This window comes from Serratia sp. TSA_198.1 (assembly GCF_052686505.1).
Genome location: NZ_JBQZFP010000001.1, coordinates 184,983 through 203,944, shown reverse-complemented (window position 1 = coordinate 203,944; position 18,962 = coordinate 184,983). Strand labels below are relative to the sequence as shown.

Sequence of the window (18,962 nt, the reverse complement as noted above, 5' to 3'; positions counted from 1 at the left end):
CGTTCAAGCTGGCACGTTTTTCCCCGCCTATTCTGGCTATTGCACACCGGAATAGGCGCGATAATACCTTTACATGTCATGCGTGAGGCTTTTGCGCGCGCTATGCCCGGCAGCGGTTCGTAGACTCTCGGGTGTCACTACAGGAATTTGATTTAGCTATGTCTCAAAACACCCTACCGGCAGCACCGAAACGCCCCCTCTTGGTCATCCTGCTGGTGTTGATTACCGTCCTCGCCTGCGGCGCGGCAGGCTACAGCTGGTGGCAACTGAAACAACACAAAGACGGCGCTCAACCCGCCGCCAAAGCACTGCCGCCGGCTGCGCCGGTGTTTATGCCGTTGGATACTTTTACCGTCAATCTGGTTACGCCGGATAACAACCCCGATCGCGTGTTGTATATCGGCCTGACGTTGCGCTTACCGGACGAAAACACCCGCCGCCAGTTGAACGATTTTCTACCGGAAGTACGCAGCCGCCTGTTGATGCTGCTCTCCCGTCAGGAAGTGGGCCAACTGAGCAGTGAACAAGGGAAACAGCAACTGGTGGCGCAGATTAAGGACGTGCTTAGCCCGCCGCTGGTTAAGGGACAACCGAAGCAGGTGGTCAGCGACGTGCTGTTCACCGCCTTCATATTGCGGTAATCACTATGGGCGACAGCATTCTTTCACAGGCAGAGATCGACGCCTTGCTCAACGGCGACAGCGCGGGGGATGAACCCGAAGCGGTGGTCAGCAACGAGAGCGAGGTCAAGCCGTACGATCCGACCACCCAGCGCCGAGTGGTGCGCGAACGGCTGCACGCGCTGGAAATCATCAATGAACGTTTTGCCCGGCAGTTCCGTATGGGGTTGTTCAACCTGCTGCGACGCAGCCCGGACATCACCGTCGGCCCGATCAGGATCCAGCCGTATCACGAATTCGCCCGCAACCTGCCGGTGCCCACCAACCTCAACCTGGTGCACCTGAACCCGTTGCGCGGCACCGCGCTGTTCGTGTTCGCGCCGAGCCTGGTGTTTATCGCCGTCGATAACCTGTTCGGCGGCGACGGCCGTTTTCCGACCAAAGTGGAAGGCCGCGAGTTCACGCCAACCGAACAGCGGGTGATCAAACGCATGCTGCGCCTGGCGCTGGATGCCTATGGCGACGCCTGGAGCGCGATTTACAAGATCAATGTGGAATACGTGCGCGCCGAAATGCAGGTGAAATTCACCAATATCACCACCTCGCCGAACGACATCGTGGTCACCACCCCGTTCCAGGTGGAAATCGGTGCGCTGAGCGGTGAATTCAACATCTGTATTCCGTTCGCGATGATCGAACCGCTGCGCGAACTGCTGACCAACCCGCCGCTGGAAAACTCGCGGCAGGAAGACAGCCAGTGGCGTGAAACGCTGGTGAAGCAGGTGCAACATTCCGAACTGGAACTGATTGCCAACTTCGTCGATATCCCGATGCGGCTGTCAAAAATCCTGAAGCTGCAGCCGGGTGACGTATTACCGATCGATAAACCGGAACGCCTGATCGCCCACGTGGACGGCGTACCGGTTCTGACCAGCCAATATGGCACGTTAAACGGGCAGTACGCCCTGCGTGTTGAACATTTGATTAACCCTATTTTGAATGCTCTGAGTGAGGAACAGCCCAAATGAGTGATCCTAAGCAACCGTCTGGCGAAGGAAAGGAATCCGTGGACGATCTGTGGGCTGATGCGTTTAACGAACAGCAAGCGACCGAAAAAACGTCCGCAACCGACGCGGTATTCAAGTCGCTGGAGGCACAGGATGCCGTCGGCAGCCTGCAGGATATCGATCTGATCCTGGATATCCCGGTCAAGCTGACCGTGGAATTGGGCCGCACCAAAATGACCATCAAAGAGCTGCTGCGCCTGTCGCAGGGATCGGTGGTGGCGTTGGACGGGCTGGCGGGTGAACCGCTGGACATTCTGATCAACGGCTATCTGATCGCCCAGGGCGAAGTGGTGGTGGTGGCCGACAAGTTCGGCGTACGCATCACCGACATCATCACCCCATCCGAACGCATGCGCCGTCTGAGCCGCTGATGAACCCAGGTACCGCCGTGCCCGGCCAGGGCACACTGCAACCCGCGGCACCGGCACTGCCGGCCGGCTCGGTGTTGACGCAAGTCAGCACCGCGCTGGGCGGCATTCTGCTGCTGATCCTGCTGGCCGGCTGGCTGTTCCGCCGCCTGGGGTTTGCCCCCCAGGCGCGCAACAGCAAACTGCTCAACCTGCGCGCCAGTTGCCAGGTCGGGCAGCGTGAGCGGGTGGTGGTGATTGAAGTGGATAACACCCTGCTGGTGCTGGGCGTGACCGCGCAACAAATCACCCCGCTGCATACGCTGCCGGCTCCAGCGCGGGATAGCGAAGCAGCCGACGCCGCGCCGGCTGACTTTCGCCAACTGATGCAAAAAGTTCTGAAACGTCCGGAAAAATCGGCATGAAACCCATCGCTCATTGTGTCGCCCCGCTTTATCGAAGCGGGAAGAATATGCCCTGGCTGGCTGCCACCCTGCTGCTTGTCAGCCCGGCGGCATTGGCACAGTTGCCCGGCCTGATCAGCCAGCCGCTGGCCAACGGCGGCCAAAGCTGGTCGCTGCCGGTACAGACGCTGGTGCTGCTGACGTCGCTCAGCTTCCTGCCCGCCATGCTGCTGATGATGACCAGTTTCACCCGCATCATCATCGTGCTCGGGTTGCTGCGCAACGCGCTCGGCACCCCCTCGGCACCGCCGAATCAGGTGATGCTCGGTCTGGCGCTGTTCCTGACCTTTTTCATCATGTCGCCGGTCTTCGACAAGGTCTATCAGGACGCCTATCTGCCGTTCAGTCAGGACAAAATCAGCCTGGACGCAGCCCTGGATAAAGGTTCCCAACCGCTGCGCGAGTTTATGCTGCGTCAGACGCGTGAAACCGATCTGGCATTGTACGCCAGGCTCGCCAACCAGCCGCCGCTGGCCGGACCGGAAGCGGTGCCGATGCGCATTCTGCTGCCGGCTTACGTCACCAGCGAACTGAAAACCGCGTTCCAAATCGGCTTCACGGTATTTATTCCGTTTCTGATTATCGATCTGGTGGTCGCCAGCGTGTTGATGGCGCTGGGGATGATGATGGTGCCGCCCGCCACCATTTCACTGCCGTTCAAACTGATGCTGTTTGTGTTGGTGGACGGCTGGCAATTGCTGCTCGGCTCGCTGGCGCAGAGTTTTTATTCGTAAATTTATTCAGGTGGCCGCCACGCAGCCACTGAGGAACTCACAATGACACCCGAATCGGTCATGGCGCTGGGCACCGAGGCGATGAAAGTGGCGCTGGCGCTGTCCGCCCCGCTGCTGCTCGCCGCGCTGGTCAGCGGCCTGGTGGTCAGCCTGCTGCAGGCCGCCACCCAGATCAACGAAATGACGTTGTCGTTCATTCCCAAAATTCTGGCGGTGGTCGCCACTATCGTGGTTGCCGGGCCGTGGATGCTGAACCTGTTGCTGGATTATATGCGCACGCTGTTCAGCAACCTGCCGAATCTGATTGGTTAGCCATGCTCACCGTTGACAGCGCACAGTTCGGCATCTGGCTTAGCCACTATTTCTGGCCTCTGCTGCGCATTCTGGCGCTGATCAGCACCGCGCCGGTATTCAGCGAAAAACAAATCGGCAAAAAGGTGAAAATCGGCCTCGGCGGGCTGATTGTCATCCTGATCGCCCCCGGGCTACCCACCAGCGCCGTTCCCATTTTCTCCGCCGCCGGTTTGTGGCTGGCAGCCCAGCAAATCCTGATTGGCGTGGCGCTCGGGCTGACCATGCAGTTCGCCTTTGCGGCGATACGCCTGGCCGGCGAAGTGATCGGCATGCAGATGGGCCTGTCGTTCGCCACCTTCTTCGACCCCAGCGGCGGACCGAACACGCCGGTGCTGGCGCGGCTGCTCAATCTGCTGGCGATGTTGCTGTTTTTGAGCTTTGACGGCCACTTGTGGCTGATTTCCCTGCTGGCCGACAGCTTCCACACCCTACCGATCCAGCCCGCCCCGCTGAACGGTAACGGTTTTCTGGTATTGACCCAGGTAGGTTCGCTGATTTTTATCAACGGCATGATGCTGGCGCTGCCGCTGATCTGCCTGCTGCTGACGCTGAACATGGCGCTCGGCCTGCTCAACCGCATGACGCCGCAGCTGTCGGTGTTCGTTATCGGCTTCCCGGTCACCATGACCATCGGCATTATGACCATCGGCATGATGATGCCAATGCTGGCGCCGTTCTGCGAACACCTGTTCGGCGAATTTTTCGACCAGTTGGCAGGCGTTATCGGCGGCATGACTTTCTGAATCCCCACCGGCTACCCACACCCCCCCGCCCGCCCGCCACAAGACAAAATGGCAATAAACCGGCTTTACCGGGACAAAAACGTGATAAAGCCCTTTTATCCAGATTAAGGTCAAAATGTCCGCCACGACTTGAATAAAAAAATACCCGACCTAGAATAGCCCCATCGACAGAATATAATCGACAATTCACTTTTTGAGAAAAGGTTATAAAAATCCAATAGGGCGAGTTATTAAACCACTGAATGATTAACCCACGTATTTATTAATTACGTGCAGGACCGGCACGTCATAAAAACATGCGCCCGGCTTGGCTGCCGGCTGCAGGGCGAAGCGTTGACCTCTGATAACGACAGGAGTGATATCATGATTAAGGCTAAAACCAACCGCAAGGCAAGACGTTTATTTGGCATGACCCACTGGACCAGCAACCGTTTTAGAGTGGTTTTTAACGAAACGTCGAATGGCGGCGAATGGCGGCGAATGGCAAGTGGAAAAGAAAAAGAAATAAGGCTTTTATTTATAATCTGGCAGAGTAATATCCTCACGCTGCTTTTCGCGTACGATATCCATAACGCCGCTGCGCGTTACATCGAACCAGCAGCCTGTTACTCTGCCAGCATCCAAATGCACAATCGACGCCCCCCTGGTTAATTCCCCTATATTCCAATGCCGACACAACGTTCATTATATAATTGCATGCCCTGCTTTATTACTAGAAATGTTTATATAAACACACAATTAACCTCAAAAAAAACACTCTTGAAAAAACAATAAAACGGAAGTATGTTATTTTAATACCAAACAAAGGTAATCATATTTCACATGAAAAGTTGGTATGCACATGAAAATAAAATTGACGATTGAAGGCTTGATAATCGGCATCGTCAGCGTCTTACTGATGACAAGTACATTGAAAACTCAGGGACTGTCATGGGGACTATTTACCATGCCAGTGGAGTTGAGCAACGCTTTTATCTATATGTTCACGTTATACGGTTCGATAAAAATGACAGAATATCTTTATCGACCTATACGCTGGTTATTAATGCAAAGCAGTAACTCAAAGCAGCCGTAAAACAGACACGATAAATAATTACCAAAAGGACAGTGCTCATGCTAAAGGAAATGACCAAAGCAGAAATGCAACTTATCGGTGGTGCCGGCACAGCAATAGACATTATGGCTACTGCCGCCTTTATCAATATAGGCGGTCAATGCAATAAAGACTCTGGCCGCGATCGCGGCGTGCCCTTCCGCTAACGATTAGCGTAAATAGAAAGAGAATGGCGGAGAAAAAAAGGCCCGTCACTCAAGCCTGTTATGGGAGAAAGAGTGACGTGCCAAACAGTGCGCCCGGTTTCAAGAGTTCCCCACTGCTGTGTTACAGCGATAACGTCCTCTAAGCACACCCAACCAGGTACCCGCCATATATCCACGACGAGTGTTTGTTATTACCCTATGGATTTCGAGTTGGCCGCTCTGGCGCATCCATGCGCTCGCGGCATTCGTCCATCCCTGTACAGCACAGCCAGGCGGCAAACGCGTGCATCTCCAGGAGCTTACTCAAGTCAGTGACTGGAGTGCATGCGTGCAGCCAACAACGCTGCAGCTTGAAAGACGACGGGTATCGACGGGAATTATCGATTCATCTGGAACAGCGACATACCCTGCATATCACCGAAGGTTTTGTAGGATGCCTGCAAGGCCGCCTGCTGCATGAAGTAGCTGGAAATCGACTCGGTCAGATCGGCATCCACCAGCGCACTCATTTGCGTTTGGTTGATCATGTCGCGATCCTTGCCAATACTGTCCAGCGTATCCATTTCCTGCAGTTGGTTGCCCAACTCGGCGCGCACGCTGAGCACCTTGTTATAGGAGTTGTCCAGCCCGCGATTGGCCTTGGCCATCGCGTCGTTCACTTGCTGTTTGGTGGCATCGTCCGCCCCGTCGAGCGGGGTTTTCAACGCTTTCAGCGCGATATCGATGCTTTCGAACACGTTGGACACCGATGCGCTGCCGTCCGGCTCCGGCTTGGGGTTGCTGGTCAACGACATGAATACCGTATCGCCGGTATGGCCGACCGTCATGATGCGATTGGCATCCACTTTCTGCTCGACCGGCGTATTGCCACCCACATAGCTGACCGAACCGCTGTTGTTCGCAAACGGCGGCTTGTCATTCTCAAAACCGCCGAACATAAAGCGGCCATTGCCGTCGGTACTGTTGGCCTGGTTAAGCAATTGGTCTTTCAGCCCCTGCAACTGGGTAGCCAGCGAATCGCGGTCGTTGTCGCTTTTGGTGCCGCCGGCATTGACGATCAGTGCTTTCATGTCCGAAATGGTGCTGGTCGCTCCGGCCAGCACCGTCTCTTCCATCGACACGCTCTGGCGGGCAAAGGTGCGCGCCAGCGCATATTGGGTGTTTTCCGACTGGGACTGGGCCAGCATCACCGCCTGCGACGCCGCCAGCGGATCGTCGGACGGGTTACTGACTTTTTTGCCGGTGGAAAGCTGTTCTGCCGCCTTCATAAACAACGACTGATTACCGGTAATGCCGGTCATGTTCTGCTGGTACATCATGCTGGTGCTCATGCGCATGGTGCGGGTTCCTCAAAATCAGCGGCCGGAGCCGCCGGGGCTCCGGTTAAAATGAAAATCAACGGATATTCAGCAACGTATCGAACAGCGTGCTGGCGGTCTGAATCACCTTCGAGTTCGCCATATAATATTGCTGGAAGCGCAACAGCTCGCCGTATTCTTCGTCCAGGTTGACGCCCGAAATCGACTGCTGTTGGTTTTCCAACTGCTTGACGATGTTGCCCTGCGAGGTGGCGGTCACCTTGGCGGATGCGGTCTGATTGCCGACGCTGCTCACCAGGCTGGCGTAAGCGCCGCTGAAGGTGGCCTTGCCGTCCACCAATTTTTGGGTTTGCAGATCAAGCAGCTTCTTGGCGTTTTCATTGTCACCACGGCCGCTGTCATCTTTGCCTGCGGCAGCGATGTTGGCGGAATCGGTGATGGCGACCTTCAGGCTGCCCGCCACGTCGCTGACCGGCTTGACGGTAAAGCTGTCATTCTTTTGCGCAGTGCCGTCAATGCCGACTTTCAGGCCATCAAAACTCAACGTCGGGTTGCCGGCGGCGTCAGTACCCGCCGTGGCGTTAACTTTGACGTTATCCGGCAGGCGGCTCACCTGCCAGTTGCTGCCGTCAAATTCCACCCGGTAATCATTGGCCTTCACCTTGCTGGTATCGGTGTAGGACACCGACAGCGCGGCATCGCCGGTATTGCGATTGTTGTCCACTGCGCGGGCGCCGCCAAAGCTGAAGAAATCCGTGCCGGCATCGCCGTTGAGATCGAACCCGGCGCGGTGCTGTTGGTTAAAGCTGTCTGCCATCGCCAACGCGAGTTGCCCCAGTTGATTGCGGGCGCTGTCCAGCGATTCGCTGCGGAATTTCAACACGCCGCTGACGCTGCCGCCGGTGATTTGGCCTTCCGGTATTTCGCTGGCGCCGTTGCCGCGGTCATACCCCATCGTCAGACGGGAAGGATCGCCGCTGGTGGGCACCGCCGCGACCTGGTAAGCATTGTTGCCCTGCACCAGCGTCAAGCCGTTGGCGAAAGAGACGGTGTAGGCATCGCCGTCTTGCTGAGTCACCTGAACGCCAACCACTTTGTTCAGGTCGGTAACCAGCTGATCGCGCTGGTCCAGCAACGCATTGGGCTCGCCGCCGCTGCCGCGCAGACGGGTGATCTCTTCGTTCAGTTTGGCGATCTGCTGGCTGTAGCTGTTGATCTGCTGCGCACTGTCGCTGAGCTGCTGATTCACGCCGCTGTCCATGTCGCGCAGGTATTTGTCGGTATTGTTGAACTGATTGACCAGGCCATTGGCCTTGCCCAGCACCGTCTGGCGCGCGGCGTCATCACCGGCGTTGCTGACCAGATTTTGCAGGTTGCTGAAGAAGTCCTGCATGTTGGTCGACAAGGTGTTGGTCTTGCTGGCCAACAGGTTATCAATCTGCGAGATTTTTTCGAAATAGGCGTTCTGCGCCCCGGCCTGGCTCTGCGCACCGCGCAACTGGCTGGTGATGAACTGGTTATATTCCCGGTTGACGCTGGTGACGGTGACGCCGTTGCCGATAAAGCCGCTCATAGTGCTCATGCCGCCGTTTTGCGCCAGGATCGCCGTCTGACGGTTGTAGCCCGTCACGTTGTAATTGGAAATGTTGTTACTGACGGTGCTGAGCGCCACCTGCGCCGCATTCAGCCCGCTCATGGCGGTATTGATTAAGCTATTGGACATAGAAGTTCCTTTTACTGCGGCGCCGGTGGCCCACAGGAGTCAATGAATCTGCCGAGCCATTCGCTCAGCCTGTCTGTGTTATCGGCAAAAACGGAGGAAACTTGAGAGGAAAAACCGGGTTCAGCATGCTGAATTCTTACGTTTTAATGCTGCTTATCGCGTAGGGGCGTTACATGCCGCACCCGAAAACTAGAACAGATCCTTCAGGTCATGGGTATAGGCTTTTACCACCTGCTCGCCGGCGTTTTTCATCTGCTGGATCACGCTGACCAACTTGTTGGCGTATTGCGGGTCGGTGGCGTATCCGGCCTGTTGCAGCGCATGCGCTGCCTGCTCCGGGCTGCGGGCGGCGACCACATCGGCGTAACGCGGGTTATTGGTCAGCAACTTGACGTAGTCGGCAATCGCCTCGACGTAAGAACCATAAACCCGGAACCGTGCCTTGATCTTCTTCGCCGCCCCCTGCTCAAACTCGGTGGTGGTGATCTCGGTCACCGGGCCGTCCCAGCTGCCGCCCGCCTTGATGCCGAACAGGTTGTAACTCGGCGAGCCGTCGGCGGTCGGGATCTCGCGTTGGCCCCAGCCGGATTCCAGTGCCGCCTGCGCCACAATCAGCTGATGCGGAATGCCGCTCTGCTGGCTGGCGACGCGTGCCGGGATCGACAAACGGGCGACAAAGTTGCCGCTGTTGAGCGACAGCGGCGCGGCCGCCGGCGCTTTCGGTACCGCACGGCGGATCATCTGTTCCAGTGCCTGATTCGGCAGCGTTTGCAGCACTTCCCTGTCCTGAGAAAAAATGTCTAACGCCATCGGCGACATCCCCGCAGTTTCGCTCGGAACGGCGTTGGCATTGGCCATCTGTTTCACCATCATATCGGCCAGCCCCAGCCCCTTCTGCGACATCTGCTGGGCGATCTGCTGGTCGTACATCGAGGTGTAGAGCCGCGACTGATCGCTGCTCAGCACCCCATCCTGCGGCAGCGCGGCGCGCATGCTTTTCAGCATCATCTGCACGAACATGCCTTCAACCTGCTGCGCCACCTGCTTCAGGTTGCCCTGCGGATCGGCCGCTGCGTCGCGTTTCAGGCCGTTCAGCGCCTGGGCGTCATAGGCGGCGCCCGACATCGCCATCAGATCGCCGGCCATCAGATAATTTCCAGCTTGGCACGCAAGCAGCCGGCGCTTTGCATCGCCTGCAGGATCGACATCAGATCGATCGGCGTAGCGCCCAACGCGTTGAGCGCACGGATCACATTGTTCAGGTTGGCGCTGGCATTCACCTTCTGCAGCGAACCGCCCTGCTGCTGCACCGAAATCTGGGTATTTGGCGTCACCACGGTCTGCCCGCCGCCAAACGGCGTGTTCGGCTGGCTGACGGTATTTTGCCGATCCACCACCACCGACAGGTTGCCCTGCGCCACCGCACAGGAATCCAGGATCACGTCGCGGTTCATCACCACCGATCCGGTGCGTGAATTGATGATCACCTTGGCGTCAATCGCCCCGACGCTGACGTTGATGTTCTGAATTTCCGCCAGGAAACGCACCTGCGAGCTGTTGCCCTGTGGCACCAATACCTGAATGGTGCGGGCATCCAGCGGTGAGGCGGTGCCGCCGCCGCGCTGGCGGTTGATGGCGTCGCTGATCTGCTGCGCCAGCGTGAAGTCTTCGTTATTGAGTTGCAGGTTAATCACCCCGCCGTTGCCGAAAGTGGTCGGCAATTCACGCTCGATAGTCGCACCGTTGCTGATGCGCCCTCCCGCCAACTGATTGACCTGCACGCTGCTGCCACCGGACGACGCACCGGCGCCGCCCACCAGCACGTTGCCCTGCGCCAGCGCGTAAACCTGGTTATCCACGCCTTTCAACGGCGTCATCAGCAGGGTACCGCCGCGCAGGCTTTTGGCGTTGCCCATCGAGGACACCACCACGTCAATGTTCTGCCCGGTGCGCGAGAACGGTGGCAGCTTGGCGGTGACCATGACCGCCGCTACGTTTTTCAACTGCATATTGGTGCCCGGCGGTACGGTAATGCCCAATTGCGACAGCATATTGCTCAGGCTTTGGGTGGTGAACGGCGTCTGCATGGTCTGATCGCCGGAACCGTCCAGCCCCACCACCAACCCGTAACCGATCAGGGCGTTGTCACGCACGCCCTGCACCGTCACCAGATCGCGGATGCGTTCCGCCGTCGCCGGTAAACAAACCAGCCCAACGAACAGCGTAATCAATAATTTTTTCAGCATCGATCAATCCTTAGAACGGGGAAACATTTAAGAAGAAGCGTTGTAACCACCCCATGGTCTGCGCTTCGTTGATATAGCCGTTGCCGACGTATTCAATGCGCGCATCCGCCACCTGGGTGGAGGTGACCGAGTTACTGCCGCTGATGGTGCGCGGGTTAACCACCCCGGAGAAACGGATAAATTCGGTGCCCTGGTTGATGGCGATCTGTTTTTCACCCACCACGTGCAGGTTGCCGTTGACCAGCACCTGATTGACCGTGACGGTAATGGTACCGCTGAAGGTATTGTTGGCGTTGGCCCCGCCCTTGCCGCCAAAGGTGCTGTCGCCGGAGATATCCATATCGGCGCGCGCGTTGCCCAGCAGGCCGTCGAGATAACGCGGCGACGTGGCGACGCCGAACTTGCTCGCCCCATTGCGGCTGGCGTTGGCGGAGGAACTTTTGCTGGCGCTGACGTTTTCCTGCAGCACGATGGTCAGAGTATCGCCGATATTGCGCGGGCGGCGGTCTTCAAACAGCGGCTGATAGCCGTAGTTCATCGGCTGTACCGTCTGGAAAATCGATCCGTTCGGCACCGGAGCGCCCGCCGGCGCCGGCTGCGCCGTGGTAGCGCCATCAACCAGGGGTTTATGCGGAATATAGGCGCAGCCGCTCAGCGTCAGCATCGCCATCGCCGCCAGCCAGCGCTTTCCTTGCTGCGGCGCGTTTGCCATCAGATATGTGGTTACCACGGGTCTCGCCTTTGTTTCACGAAATAGGGTGACGGGCGCACCGGCGGCGCCCGTCAATTACAGTTGCGTCAGTTTTTGCAGCATCTGATCGGACGTTGATACCGCTTTGCTGTTGATCTCGTAGGCGCGCTGGGTCTGGATCATGTTGACCAGCTCTTCAGCCACGTTGACGTTAGAGGTTTCCACATAGCCCTGATAAAGCAGGCCCGCGCCGTTCAGCCCTGGCGTGCTTTCGTTCGGCGCGCCGGAACTCTCGGTTTCCTGGTACAGATTCTCGCCCACGCTTTCCAGGCCGCTGTCATTGATAAAGGTGGTCAGGGTCAACTGGCCCACCTGTTGGGCCGCGGTCTGCCCCTGCTGAGTGACGCTGACGATGCCGTCACGGCCGACGGTAATGCTCAGGGCGTTGGCCGGAATGGTGATCGCCGGCTGTACCTGGAAACCGCTGGCGGTCACCAGTTGACCGTTCTGGTCGATCTGGAAAGAGCCGTCGCGGGTATAAGCCTGGCTGCCGTCCGGCAACATCACCTGGAAGAAGCCCTGGCCTTTAATCGCCACGTCTTTGCTGTTGTTGGTCTGCGACAGGTTGCCCTGGCTGTGCAGACGCTCGGTCGCCACCGGACGCACGCCGGTACCGATCTGCAGGCCCGACGGCAAGGTAGTCTGCTCGGATGACTGCGCGCCCGGCTGACGCATGGTCTGGTACAGCAGATCTTCAAATACCGCACGCTGGCGTTTGAAGCCGTTGGTGCTGACGTTCGCCAGGTTGTTGGCGATGACGTCCATATTGGTCTGCTGCGCATCCAGACCGGTTTTGGCAATCCATAAAGATGGGATCATGGGTTATTTCCTTGCTGCTTAACTCAGTGATAACAACGAGTTGGCGCGCTGTTCATTTTCATCCACGCTGTGGATGACCTTCATCTGCATTTCAAAGCGACGGGCGTTGGCGATCATGTCGACCATGGTTTCCATCGGCTTGACGTTGCTGCCCTCCAGCACACCCGGCATCACCCGCACCAGCGGATCGTTCTGCAACTGATTGCCGCGTTGCTGCTGGGTTTCCGGCGTCAGGCGAAACAGCCCGTCGTCGCCGCGCATCACTTCACGCGCATTGGCCTTCACCAGCTTCAACCGCCCTATCTGGGCGATGGTGTTCGGCGGATCGCCGGCGTTCAGCGCCGAGATGGTGCCGTCGGCGGCGATGGTGATCTCTGCCGACGGCGGCACTTCAATCGGCCCGCCATCGCCCATCAGCGGCCTACCCTGCACCGTCAACTGCCCGGCGGACGAGATCTGGATGTTACCGTTGCGGGTGTAGGCTTCGCCGCCATCCGGCAGGCTTACCGCCAGAAAACCGTCCTGCTGCAACGCAACGTCCAACGGGCGTGCGGTATAGTTCAGCGCCCCCTGGCTCATGTCGGCACCCGGCGTCGACGCGGCGACCAGCGTACGCGTCGGCAGGCTAGGCCCGTCTACCGGTACGGCACGCAACGCCGAAAGTTGAGCTCGAAAGCCCGGCGTCGAGGCGTTGGCCAGATTGTTGGCGGTGACGGACTGCTGCTCAAGCGTCTGTCGCGCCGCGCCCATCGCGGTATAAATCGCGTGATCCATAAATCAATCCTATTAGCGCAGGCTGACCAGCGTCTGCAGGATGGAGTCCTGCGTTTTGATGGTCTGGGCGTTCGACTGGTAGTTACGCTGTGCGACGATCATGTTCACCAACTCCTGGCTCAGATCGACGTTGGAGGCTTCCAGCGCACCGCTGGTCAGCTTGCCGAAACCGCCGCTGCCCGCCAGCCCTACGCGCGGTTGGCCGGACGCGCCGGTTTCCTGCCATACGTTATCGCCCTGCGAGGACAAGCCTTCCGGGTTGGAGAAGTTGGTCAATACGATTTGGCCCAGCAACTGGGTTTGCTGGTTGGAATAGATCCCCACGACGCTACCGTCATTATTGATCTGGAAGTTGGTGTACTCACCGGCGGTATACCCGTCCTGCGACACCTTGCTGACCGAGTCGCTGCTGACGCTCTGCTGCATGCTCTTGGCAAAGCTCAGGCTGAAGTTCTGCGCCGGGGCGCCGTTGGTGGCGGACATCGGGATCAGCATGCTGAATTCGCCGGTGGTGCCCTGCTTGCTGGTGGTGCTGACCAGGTTGCCGCTGGTATCGAACGCCATCGTACCGGCATCCGTCACCGGAGAGCCGGGGATGTTGCCTTCCTGGGTGTACACCTGCCAGTTGTTGTCGGAGGTCTTCACAAAGTAGGCATTGATATTGTGCACATTGCCCAGCGAGTCATAGGCGGTAATCGAGTTGACGTAGTTGTAGGAATCCTGCTTGGCGGGATCGAACGTCTTGTTATCCGGGACTTTATGGGTGGACTTCAGGTTGGCGACCATGGTGCCCGAGGTGGTGGACTTGGCGGTCATCATCCCTTCCGGAATGCTCAACGGCACCGGGTTGGCGCCCTGCTGAATGGTCGGCGGTGAACCGGCTGCCGGGAAACCGGTCAATTGCAAGCCCTGCATGTTGGTCAGGTTACGGTTTTCATCCAGCTTGAACTGGCCGTTGCGGCTGTAGAAAATGCCGCCGTCCTTGTCCTGCAGGCGGAAGAAACCGTTGTCGGAAATGGCGACGTCGAGTGCGCGGCTGGTGCCGGTCGTGGTGCCGCCCTTGAAGTTCTGAGTGATCCCCGCCACCTTGACGCCCAAGCCGACCTGCGAGCCGGCGAACATATCGGCAAAGGAAACGGTGCCTGATTTAAAACCGGACGTGGCGGAGTTCGCGATATTGTTACCGATCACGTCCAGGTTGGTTGCTGCTGCGTTCAAGCCGCTTACTGCCTGAGAAAAGGCCATGTCATTCTCCGAATAATGTGCAGGCTATCGTCCGATAACGCCTGAGAAACAAGTGATAGAGTTATAAAATCTGCCGAACGTCTTCCAGCGTCGCGCTGCCCGCCAGGCCCAGATCCAGCTTCGTGCCGTCTGAACCGCGGATAACGCCATTGACCATGCCAAAATGCAGGCTGCGCGCCACCAGCTGTTCGCCATTGCCCTTGGCGTTGATCGCCACGGTGTAGGCGCCGTCGGGGGCGGTGGTGCCGTCTGTCAGTGAACCGTCCCAGGTAAATGAGTGCACGCCGGCGGTCAGGCCGCCGATATCAATGGTGCGCACCGCTTTGCCGGTGGCGTCGGTGATGGTGGCGGTTACCGTGTCGGCGGCGCGCTCCAGTTCGAGGCCAAACGGCGTGGTGCTGACTTTGCCGTCTTTGCTGCCGACCAGAATGTTGCTGCCGGGCACCATCACGCCGTGACCGATGAGCGCGGTTGCCTGCAATGACTGATTGCTGTTGATCTGGCCGGAGATCGACCCCAGCGTGGTATTGAGTTTTTCGATGCCCTGAACGGTGTTGATCTGCGCCAACTGCGTGGTCAGCTCATTGTTCTGCATCGGGTTGGTCGGATCCTGGTTTTTCAACTGCGCCACCAACAGCGTCAGGAAGTTGTTCTGCAGATCCTGGCCGGTGTTGCTTTTGGCGTTGACGCCGGTGACGGTGTTATCCAGCGATTCATTGGTGGTTGCGGCAATGGCCATGCATAGCTCCGGTTACTGACCCAGCGTCAGGGTTTTCATCATCATCGACTTGGTGGTGTTGAGCACCTCGACGTTGGCCTGGTAGCTGCGCGAGGCGGAAATGGTATTGACCATCTCGCTCACCACATCCACGTTCGGCATGCGCACATACCCTTTGCCGTCCGCCAGCGGATTACCCGGTTGATACACCAGACGTTCCGGCGCCGGATCGTCGACCACCTGAGATACGCGCACCCCACCGGTGGGTTGCCCGGCGGCGGCGGCCACCTCAAACACCACTTGTTTGGCGCGGTAGGGTTCGCCGTCCGGGCCGGTGACGCTGTCGGCGTTAGCCATGTTGCTGGCGCTGACGTTCATGCGTTGCGACTGGGCGGAGAGCGCCGAACCGGAGATATCGAAAATATTCAGTAGCGACATGCGCCTTATCCTTGTTGTAACACTGACATCATCCCTTTGATCTGACCGTTGATCAGCGTCAGGTCGGTCTGATACTTCAGGCTGTTATCGGCGAAGTTGGTGCGTTCGCGATCCATGTCCACCGTATTGCCGTCCATTGCCGGCTGATCCGGCACGCGAAACAGTAAATCGAGCTGCGGCGGCTGCATGTTTTGCGCCGGGATATGGCGTGCAGACGTCATATTCAGCGCGATGCCGCTGCCGCTGACGCGGCCCTGTGCCAGCACCTTGTTCAACTGGCCGGCGAAATCGATATCCCGCGCCTGATAGCCCGGTGTGTCTGCGTTGGCGATGTTAGCGGCCAAAATCTCTTGCCGCTGGGCGCGCAGATTCAGCGCCTCTTGACCAAAGCGCAGAGCAGCGTCCAGTTTGTCGATCATGCTCCCTCCGCGAGGTTAAAATTTGGAGCCGACAGCATAAACGCCCCTTCCGCCAGCCTATCGCGGGAATAAGGGCAAAATGCGTCGCTATTTGTCTGCTTAGCCTGCGCGCAGTCCGGGTAAACTTACCCGCACACGATGGCGCTTGAGGAAGCGAAGATGAAAGGTAAAATACTGTTGTTCGCCGCCCTGCTGTGCAGTCTGAACGCACAGGCCGACGATCTGGCGGCACAGATCGATCGCTTCATCAGCGGCCAGTTCAGCGGCAACCCGGTACAGGTTAAGGTGCTGGTGCGCACGCCGGCGGCACAGTGGCCGCAGTGTGAGTTTCCGCAGTTGTCGCTTGCGCCGAACGCCCGTCTCTGGGGCAATATCAGCATTTCGGCGCGTTGCGGCCAGGAACGGCGTTTTATACAAACGCAGGTGCAGGTGATCGGCAACTACCTGGTGTCGGCGCGTAGCATCAGCGCCGGCAGCCGGCTGACGGCCGCAGACGTGAAGCTGAAAAGCGGCCGACTCGATACCCTGGCACCACGCACCCTGACCAATGCGGACAAGGCGTTCGGTGCGGTCAGCCTGCGAAATATCAGCCCCGGCCAACCGCTGACCTTCGCCATGCTGCGCCGCGCCTGGGTGATCAAGGCCGGTCAGCCGGTGCAGGTAACGGCGCAAGGCACCGGGTTTAACATCAGCGGCGCAGGCAAAGCCATGAACAACGCCGCCGCCGAGGACAGCGTCCGCGTACGCATGGCCTCCGGACAAATCGTCAGCGGTATTGCCGATGGTGACGGTACGATTCGCATCACTTTATAAAAAGGTAAAGGTTTATAAAAACCTGCCGATAAGAACAATATAAGCAGAGGTTGATGACAAAGTTGCCTTTGAGTCCGAGATACCCGGGCCTGGCGCACTGAGGGGCTATTATGGGACACATCCGTGTGTCCCACCCTTAGGGCCGACAGGGAGTCGTTCCAATTTGCTCCCGGCAAATTGGTCGGCGGCAAGCCGCTACGACCCCGTCAGCACGCTCTCCCTAATAATGGGCTTTGTCAGCTGTCTGAAGCAGTAATTACCTGGCCGCCAGGGCCGCAAAAAATATCAGCCATTGCCCGTCGGGCCGCGGCATTGATGGAGATTGACCATGAGTATCGATCGCACCCAGCGGCTGCAGCCCGTGACAACGGTGCAGCCGCGTGAAACACCGGCAGAAAATCAACTTCAGCCGCGCAAGGCTGTTCAGACGGAAAGCGCCGTCAGCGGCACCCAGGTAAAATTGAGCGACGCGCAGGCGCGCCTGATGCAACCGGGCACTCAAGATATTGATATGAACCGGGTGGACGCTATCAAGCAGGCGATCCGCCGCGGCGAATTGAAAATGGATGCCGGCAAAATTGCCGATGCGCTGCTGCAAGACGCGCAGAGCGATGCCCAATGGATGTCAAACGGCAGTCGGCCGCCGAAGGCATAATCGGGTGATGCAATCTGGCCTGCATTGCCCGCAGGGCTGCGGCGTGAAAGATTAAGGGACACTCTGAAAGGTGATGAATCGCAATGGAAAATCTGCCACAGCTGCTTGATAATTTGCTGGAAACCCTGAATGCACTCGATACGGTGCTGACGGAAGAACATCATTTGCTCTGCTCCGGCCAACTGCCGGGCGTAGCGTTGCAGCGCGTTACCGACGTCAAGAGCCAGCTGTTGGCTACGGTGAACTACCTGGAACAGCAACGGCTGGAGCTGGAGCGCGCACAAAGGCAACAGGCGCCCTATGCCGCGCACCCGCGTCTGGCCGACGCCTGGCAGCAAGTACAGTTGCTCAGCCAAAAGTTGCGCGAGAAAAATCAGCATAACGGCCTGTTGCTCAATCAGCAGATTGATCATAACGCCCAGGCGCTGGCGATCCTCGGCAAGAACAACAAATCGCTTTATGGCCCGGATGGCCAGTCGCGCAGCGGCAGCCTGCTGGGGCGAAAAATCGGCGTTTAATCAATGGCAATGCGCCCGCCCCGCCGGCTTGGCCGGGCGCAGGTTCTCCAACTGCGAGGCTGCTCGCGCTTCTACCTCCCTCTCTTCTGATCACCTGTTTTTATTTGCGTAATACTGCGCATATTGTTTCATGCCTCGTTTCATTCTCCCGTGTCTTCCCCCACCCTGTTTTGGTTTTTAAATCGCTTGATCTATACCCGAGAAGGGGATAGATTCCACAGGGAGAGTGGATGACGGATATTTACCTCACCAAAACGTTTCAGGCATTTGCCACTCGTGAGCGCATTAGCGACGCCACGGTGATAAAAGCCGCGCAAGAAATGCAAAATCAACTGTACGAAGCTAATCTGGGTGGCTGCGTTTATAAAAAACGGATCGCCCGCACGGGCGGCGGGAAACGCGGAGGTTATCGCGTTCTGATCGCTTTCCGGGACGAAGACCGGCTGTTTTTCATGCGCGGTTTCGCCAAAAACGAAAGGGAAAATATTACAGGTGAAGAACTGGCGGGTTTGCAACATCTGGCCGCGCTCTATCTGGATTATTCTCCTTTCAGGCTTTATCAGTTGGTCAACAACAAGGAATTGAAGAGGCTAACCTATGAGCAAAATTCTCGCTGAGATCCACCAGGAAGTTCAGGGGCTGCACAAGTCAGGGTTTGTCGATGATGTCACTATGCGCACTTTCGACATGCTGTGCCTGCACCCGGTGAAAGATTACACCCCAGCCGATATTCGTGCCCTGCGTGAGCGCGAGAACGTCAGCCAACCCGTGTTTGCATTACATCTGAACGTCAGCAAAAAGGCAGTGCAAAAATGGGAGCGTGGCGAAGCGCGGCCTAACTCCGCCGCGATGAAACTGCTTTCGCTGGTCGATCGCTACGGGCTGTCGATTCTGGCCTAAGCTGCGTCCACCCTTTTCCCTGATGCCGTCGCAGC

The 18,962-nt window shown here is 57.9% G+C and carries 25 protein-coding genes; 14 read left to right on the top strand and 11 right to left on the bottom strand.

Annotated features, from left to right (window positions below; translation table 11 throughout):
* The first annotated feature begins 158 nt into the window (after positions 1-158).
* From fliL to ACUTSW_RS00935, 9 genes are all read left to right on the top strand, one after another.
* Positions 159-641 (top strand): flagellar basal body-associated protein FliL, encoded by a 483-nt coding sequence (fliL, locus tag ACUTSW_RS00975; RefSeq protein WP_004946053.1) that lies wholly within the window; start codon positions 159-161, stop codon positions 639-641.
* Positions 642-646: 5 nt separating this feature from the next.
* A complete protein-coding gene (gene fliM / locus ACUTSW_RS00970; protein ID WP_004946056.1) occupies positions 647-1,648 on the top strand; it encodes a flagellar motor switch protein FliM in 1,002 nt (333 codons plus the stop codon).
* Positions 1,645-2,058: a flagellar motor switch protein FliN gene (fliN, locus tag ACUTSW_RS00965; protein ID WP_004946060.1), complete on the top strand. Its 414-nt coding sequence runs from the start codon at positions 1,645-1,647 to the stop codon at positions 2,056-2,058. Before fliM ends, fliN begins: the two co-directional genes overlap by 4 nt.
* Positions 2,058-2,459: a flagellar biosynthetic protein FliO gene (fliO, locus tag ACUTSW_RS00960; RefSeq protein ID WP_004946063.1), complete on the top strand. Its 402-nt coding sequence runs from the start codon at positions 2,058-2,060 to the stop codon at positions 2,457-2,459. The genes fliN and fliO overlap by 1 nt, the downstream gene beginning before the upstream one ends.
* Before the next feature lie 47 nt (positions 2,460-2,506).
* The gene (gene fliP / locus ACUTSW_RS00955) at positions 2,507-3,232 is read left to right on the top strand and encodes a flagellar type III secretion system pore protein FliP (RefSeq protein WP_062871182.1); all 726 of its coding nucleotides are present in this window, start codon (positions 2,507-2,509) and stop codon (positions 3,230-3,232) included.
* Between the two features lie 42 nt (positions 3,233-3,274).
* Positions 3,275-3,544 (top strand): flagellar biosynthesis protein FliQ, encoded by a 270-nt coding sequence (fliQ, locus tag ACUTSW_RS00950; protein ID WP_004946069.1) that lies wholly within the window; start codon positions 3,275-3,277, stop codon positions 3,542-3,544.
* 2 nt (positions 3,545-3,546) lie between these two features.
* Complete coding sequence (gene fliR / locus ACUTSW_RS00945; protein ID WP_445583456.1) at positions 3,547-4,329, top strand: flagellar biosynthetic protein FliR; 783 nt, start codon at positions 3,547-3,549, stop codon at positions 4,327-4,329.
* A gap of 363 nt (positions 4,330-4,692) precedes the next feature.
* A complete protein-coding gene (gene sra / locus ACUTSW_RS00940) occupies positions 4,693-4,980 on the top strand; it encodes a stationary-phase-induced ribosome-associated protein (RefSeq protein WP_445583455.1) in 288 nt (95 codons plus the stop codon).
* Between the two features lie 462 nt (positions 4,981-5,442).
* A complete protein-coding gene (locus ACUTSW_RS00935; RefSeq protein WP_445583454.1) occupies positions 5,443-5,589 on the top strand; it encodes a hypothetical protein in 147 nt (48 codons plus the stop codon).
* Between the two features lie 377 nt (positions 5,590-5,966).
* On the opposite strand, the gene flgL is transcribed toward ACUTSW_RS00935, so the two are convergent.
* The 11 genes from flgL to flgB form a co-directional block, all read right to left on the bottom strand.
* On the bottom strand, positions 5,967-6,926 hold the full coding sequence (gene flgL, locus ACUTSW_RS00930) for a flagellar hook-associated protein FlgL (RefSeq protein WP_062871185.1): 960 nt from the start codon (positions 6,924-6,926) through the stop codon (positions 5,967-5,969).
* Between the two features lie 58 nt (positions 6,927-6,984).
* Positions 6,985-8,631 (bottom strand): flagellar hook-associated protein FlgK, encoded by a 1,647-nt coding sequence (flgK, locus tag ACUTSW_RS00925; protein WP_063201886.1) that lies wholly within the window; start codon positions 8,629-8,631, stop codon positions 6,985-6,987.
* Between the two features lie 189 nt (positions 8,632-8,820).
* The gene (gene flgJ, locus ACUTSW_RS00920) at positions 8,821-9,777 is read right to left on the bottom strand and encodes a flagellar assembly peptidoglycan hydrolase FlgJ (protein WP_445583453.1); all 957 of its coding nucleotides are present in this window, start codon (positions 9,775-9,777) and stop codon (positions 8,821-8,823) included.
* On the bottom strand, positions 9,777-10,877 hold the full coding sequence (locus ACUTSW_RS00915; RefSeq protein ID WP_445583452.1) for a flagellar basal body P-ring protein FlgI: 1,101 nt from the start codon (positions 10,875-10,877) through the stop codon (positions 9,777-9,779). Before ACUTSW_RS00915 ends, flgJ begins: the two co-directional genes overlap by 1 nt.
* 10 nt (positions 10,878-10,887) lie before the next feature.
* Positions 10,888-11,589: a flagellar basal body L-ring protein FlgH gene (gene flgH, locus ACUTSW_RS00910; protein WP_004946079.1), complete on the bottom strand. Its 702-nt coding sequence runs from the start codon at positions 11,587-11,589 to the stop codon at positions 10,888-10,890.
* 75 nt (positions 11,590-11,664) lie between these two features.
* Entirely contained in the window at positions 11,665-12,447 is a 783-nt protein-coding gene (gene flgG, locus ACUTSW_RS00905) for a flagellar basal-body rod protein FlgG (RefSeq protein WP_004946081.1), read from the bottom strand.
* Between the two features lie 18 nt (positions 12,448-12,465).
* Complete coding sequence (locus ACUTSW_RS00900) at positions 12,466-13,221, bottom strand: flagellar basal body rod protein FlgF (RefSeq protein ID WP_062871188.1); 756 nt, start codon at positions 13,219-13,221, stop codon at positions 12,466-12,468.
* Positions 13,222-13,233: 12 nt separating this feature from the next.
* Positions 13,234-14,466, bottom strand: coding sequence for a flagellar hook protein FlgE (flgE, locus tag ACUTSW_RS00895; RefSeq protein WP_004946087.1), 1,233 nt, complete (start codon positions 14,464-14,466; stop codon positions 13,234-13,236).
* Between the two features lie 61 nt (positions 14,467-14,527).
* Positions 14,528-15,205, bottom strand: coding sequence for a flagellar hook assembly protein FlgD (gene flgD / locus ACUTSW_RS00890; RefSeq protein WP_004946091.1), 678 nt, complete (start codon positions 15,203-15,205; stop codon positions 14,528-14,530).
* Positions 15,206-15,217: 12 nt separating this feature from the next.
* Positions 15,218-15,622: a flagellar basal body rod protein FlgC gene (gene flgC / locus ACUTSW_RS00885; protein ID WP_004946094.1), complete on the bottom strand. Its 405-nt coding sequence runs from the start codon at positions 15,620-15,622 to the stop codon at positions 15,218-15,220.
* Positions 15,623-15,627: 5 nt separating this feature from the next.
* Entirely contained in the window at positions 15,628-16,041 is a 414-nt protein-coding gene (gene flgB / locus ACUTSW_RS00880; RefSeq protein WP_004946096.1) for a flagellar basal body rod protein FlgB, read from the bottom strand.
* 159 nt (positions 16,042-16,200) lie between these two features.
* Between flgB and flgA the strand changes: the two genes are divergently transcribed.
* From flgA to ACUTSW_RS00855, 5 genes are all read left to right on the top strand, one after another.
* Complete coding sequence (flgA, locus tag ACUTSW_RS00875) at positions 16,201-16,854, top strand: flagellar basal body P-ring formation chaperone FlgA (RefSeq protein ID WP_445583451.1); 654 nt, start codon at positions 16,201-16,203, stop codon at positions 16,852-16,854.
* Between the two features lie 328 nt (positions 16,855-17,182).
* Positions 17,183-17,509 carry a flagellar biosynthesis anti-sigma factor FlgM gene (flgM, locus tag ACUTSW_RS00870; protein WP_062871190.1) on the top strand — a complete coding sequence of 109 codons (327 nt, stop codon included), beginning with the start codon at positions 17,183-17,185 and terminating at the stop codon, positions 17,507-17,509.
* Positions 17,510-17,592: 83 nt separating this feature from the next.
* Entirely contained in the window at positions 17,593-18,027 is a 435-nt protein-coding gene (locus tag ACUTSW_RS00865) for a flagella synthesis protein FlgN (protein ID WP_062871191.1), read from the top strand.
* Positions 18,028-18,257: 230 nt separating this feature from the next.
* Positions 18,258-18,644, top strand: a complete 387-nt coding sequence (locus ACUTSW_RS00860) for a type II toxin-antitoxin system RelE/ParE family toxin (RefSeq protein ID WP_062871192.1) — start codon at positions 18,258-18,260, stop codon at positions 18,642-18,644.
* The gene (locus ACUTSW_RS00855) at positions 18,625-18,927 is read left to right on the top strand and encodes a helix-turn-helix domain-containing protein (RefSeq protein ID WP_445583450.1); all 303 of its coding nucleotides are present in this window, start codon (positions 18,625-18,627) and stop codon (positions 18,925-18,927) included. The genes ACUTSW_RS00860 and ACUTSW_RS00855 overlap by 20 nt, the downstream gene beginning before the upstream one ends.
* Positions 18,928-18,962 lie beyond the last annotated feature (35 nt).

Excerpts from the sequence above, each read along its gene's own strand:
- fliN (WP_004946060.1), top strand. The coding sequence starts at position 1,645 with ATGAGTGATCCTAAGCAACCGTCTGGCGAAGGAAAGGAATCCGTGGAC.
- fliM (WP_004946056.1), top strand. The coding sequence starts at position 647 with ATGGGCGACAGCATTCTTTCACAGGCAGAGATCGACGCCTTGCTCAAC.
- ACUTSW_RS00915 (WP_445583452.1), bottom strand. The coding sequence starts at position 10,877 with ATGCTGAAAAAATTATTGATTACGCTGTTCGTTGGGCTGGTTTGTTTA.
- flgD (WP_004946091.1), bottom strand. The coding sequence starts at position 15,205 with ATGGCCATTGCCGCAACCACCAATGAATCGCTGGATAACACCGTCACC.
- fliP (WP_062871182.1), top strand. The coding sequence starts at position 2,507 with ATGCCCTGGCTGGCTGCCACCCTGCTGCTTGTCAGCCCGGCGGCATTG.
- ACUTSW_RS00865 (WP_062871191.1), top strand. The coding sequence starts at position 17,593 with ATGGAAAATCTGCCACAGCTGCTTGATAATTTGCTGGAAACCCTGAAT.
- ACUTSW_RS00935 (WP_445583454.1), top strand. The coding sequence starts at position 5,443 with ATGCTAAAGGAAATGACCAAAGCAGAAATGCAACTTATCGGTGGTGCC.
- fliO (WP_004946063.1), top strand. The coding sequence starts at position 2,058 with ATGAACCCAGGTACCGCCGTGCCCGGCCAGGGCACACTGCAACCCGCG.
- fliL (WP_004946053.1), top strand. The coding sequence starts at position 159 with ATGTCTCAAAACACCCTACCGGCAGCACCGAAACGCCCCCTCTTGGTC.
- ACUTSW_RS00900 (WP_062871188.1), bottom strand. The coding sequence starts at position 13,221 with ATGGATCACGCGATTTATACCGCGATGGGCGCGGCGCGACAGACGCTT.
- flgM (WP_062871190.1), top strand. The coding sequence starts at position 17,183 with ATGAGTATCGATCGCACCCAGCGGCTGCAGCCCGTGACAACGGTGCAG.
- flgA (WP_445583451.1), top strand. The coding sequence starts at position 16,201 with ATGAAAGGTAAAATACTGTTGTTCGCCGCCCTGCTGTGCAGTCTGAAC.
- flgH (WP_004946079.1), bottom strand. The coding sequence starts at position 11,589 with ATGGCAAACGCGCCGCAGCAAGGAAAGCGCTGGCTGGCGGCGATGGCG.
- ACUTSW_RS00860 (WP_062871192.1), top strand. The coding sequence starts at position 18,258 with ATGACGGATATTTACCTCACCAAAACGTTTCAGGCATTTGCCACTCGT.
- flgJ (WP_445583453.1), bottom strand. The coding sequence starts at position 9,777 with ATGGCCGGCGATCTGATGGCGATGTCGGGCGCCGCCTATGACGCCCAG.
- flgB (WP_004946096.1), bottom strand. The coding sequence starts at position 16,041 with ATGATCGACAAACTGGACGCTGCTCTGCGCTTTGGTCAAGAGGCGCTG.
- flgE (WP_004946087.1), bottom strand. The coding sequence starts at position 14,466 with ATGGCCTTTTCTCAGGCAGTAAGCGGCTTGAACGCAGCAGCAACCAAC.
- ACUTSW_RS00855 (WP_445583450.1), top strand. The coding sequence starts at position 18,625 with ATGAGCAAAATTCTCGCTGAGATCCACCAGGAAGTTCAGGGGCTGCAC.
- fliQ (WP_004946069.1), top strand. The coding sequence starts at position 3,275 with ATGACACCCGAATCGGTCATGGCGCTGGGCACCGAGGCGATGAAAGTG.
- flgG (WP_004946081.1), bottom strand. The coding sequence starts at position 12,447 with ATGATCCCATCTTTATGGATTGCCAAAACCGGTCTGGATGCGCAGCAG.
- sra (WP_445583455.1), top strand. The coding sequence starts at position 4,693 with ATGATTAAGGCTAAAACCAACCGCAAGGCAAGACGTTTATTTGGCATG.
- flgC (WP_004946094.1), bottom strand. The coding sequence starts at position 15,622 with ATGTCGCTACTGAATATTTTCGATATCTCCGGTTCGGCGCTCTCCGCC.
- flgK (WP_063201886.1), bottom strand. The coding sequence starts at position 8,631 with ATGTCCAATAGCTTAATCAATACCGCCATGAGCGGGCTGAATGCGGCG.
- flgL (WP_062871185.1), bottom strand. The coding sequence starts at position 6,926 with ATGCGCATGAGCACCAGCATGATGTACCAGCAGAACATGACCGGCATT.
- fliR (WP_445583456.1), top strand. The coding sequence starts at position 3,547 with ATGCTCACCGTTGACAGCGCACAGTTCGGCATCTGGCTTAGCCACTAT.